The 1522-nt window shown below is 44.0% G+C and carries 2 protein-coding genes and 1 pseudogene; 1 reads left to right on the forward strand and 2 read right to left on the reverse strand.

What is annotated here, in order from left to right; translation table 11 throughout:
- Positions 1 to 666: phenylalanine--tRNA ligase subunit alpha (locus tag Q0338_RS10710; RefSeq protein WP_298086706.1), on the reverse strand; the 666-nt coding region annotated here is incomplete at its 3' end.
- A gap of 123 nt (positions 667 to 789) precedes the next feature.
- Between Q0338_RS10710 and Q0338_RS10715 the strand changes: the two genes are divergently transcribed.
- Positions 790 to 1143, forward strand: coding sequence for a histidine triad nucleotide-binding protein (locus tag Q0338_RS10715; protein WP_009493554.1), 354 nt, complete (start codon positions 790 to 792; stop codon positions 1141 to 1143).
- A 90-nt stretch (positions 1144 to 1233) separates the two neighbouring features.
- Here Q0338_RS10715 and Q0338_RS10720 read toward each other — a convergent pair.
- Positions 1234 to 1522, reverse strand: a pseudogene (locus tag Q0338_RS10720) (hypothetical protein); the annotation flags it as partial.

Consider the following 1522-nt stretch of genomic DNA (forward strand, 5'->3'; position numbering starts at 1 on the left):
AAGCATTGATTTTAAATTTGCAAAGCTCACCGCGCCGCCCTCCTCGACCACGAGGCCTTCTACCTGATGAAACATCGGCGTGTGAGTTAGATCCATATCGCGGCGAAACACCGTTCCCGGCGCTATCATGCGAATCGGCGGCTTTTTGCTCATCATCGTGCGCACCTGCACGGGGCTAGTATGCGTGCGAAGGAGTCTAAAATCCTTAAAATAAAACGTATCTTGCATATCGCGCGCAGGGTGGTATTTAGGCAAATTTAGCGCCTCGAAGTTGTGGAAGTCATCCTCTATCAGCGGTCCCGTCTCGAGCGAGAAATTTTGCATCATAAAGTACTCGATGATCTTATCCATCGTAGCCATCACGGGGTGCAATGCGCCGGCACCCGAAGGCTCGTTAAATAGCGTGATGTCGATGGCTTCGGCCTTCATTTTGGCTTTTATCTCGCCGCTTTCAAGCTCGGTTTTTTTAGCCGCTAAAAGCGCTTCAAATTCGTCTCTTAGCTTGTTTAAATTTGCCGCAAATTCCTTCTTGGCCGCTTCGTCCATATCCTTAAGCTTAGCAAACTCCGACGTGATCGCGCCCTTTTTGCCCAGTAGCGCGACGCGAATCTTGTCTAAATCCGCCAAATTCCCGCATTTTGCGATACTTTCTCTATACTCTTGCAAGTTTTTACCTTTACTGAATTTTAGGATAGATTGTAGTCAAAATTTGATAAAATCTGCCTAAAAGGCGGGAAATTTTAACTTTTACTTGTTATAATTAAGCCAAATTTTAACCAGGAGAAAATCATGACGATATTTGAAAAAATCGTAGCGGGCGAAATACCTTGCAACAAAGTGCTGGAAAACGACAAATTTCTAGCCTTTAACGACATAAATCCAAAGGCTCCGATTCATATTTTGATCATCCCGAAAAAGCACTTTGAAAATTTCCAGGAGATGGACGGGGCGCTGATGGGCGAGATGACGAAATTTATCCAAGAGGTCGCGGTGCTGATGGGCGTGGATAAGAGCGGATACCGCCTAGTTACAAACTGCGGCGAAAACGGCGGCCAAGAGGTTATGCACCTGCACTTTCACCTGCTAGCCGGCGCAAAGCTTGGTTGGGTTGATACTGCAACCGATCCGCAAAGCACGTTTTAAATTTTAAATTTACGCTCGAAATTTGAGCGTAAATTTTGTCTGACGAGCCAACCTTTAATTTAGGTCGGTTCGTCTGTTTTTGGTTTCAATTTAATCATTCCACCAATTATAAATCCATTCAAAAAAGCTATCCGTAAAGCCGTAATAATACAAAACGCCGATAATGACGGAGTAAATTAGGCATCTGATTATTGCGTTGTTGCGCCTTTTCAAATAAACTTGTCTTAAGAAAGCCACTTGAATAACTGCAGGTATTGTTACTCTATATGCAGGGCCAGCTATGCTCAAACTAGTCAAAGCAGCAACAAGAAACCAGCCTATTGGCCCAGCAAGTATCCCTATGGTTTTTGTTATTGTTGCATTTGTAGCTAGGATAAAT

The sequence above is a fragment of the uncultured Campylobacter sp. genome (assembly GCF_938018145.1).
Classification (GTDB): domain Bacteria; phylum Campylobacterota; class Campylobacteria; order Campylobacterales; family Campylobacteraceae; genus Campylobacter_A.

Bases quoted from the DNA above. Each gene is read 5' to 3' on its own strand.
- Q0338_RS10715 (WP_009493554.1), top strand. From the start codon at position 790: ATGACGATATTTGAAAAAATCGTAGCGGGCGAAATACCTTGCAACAAA.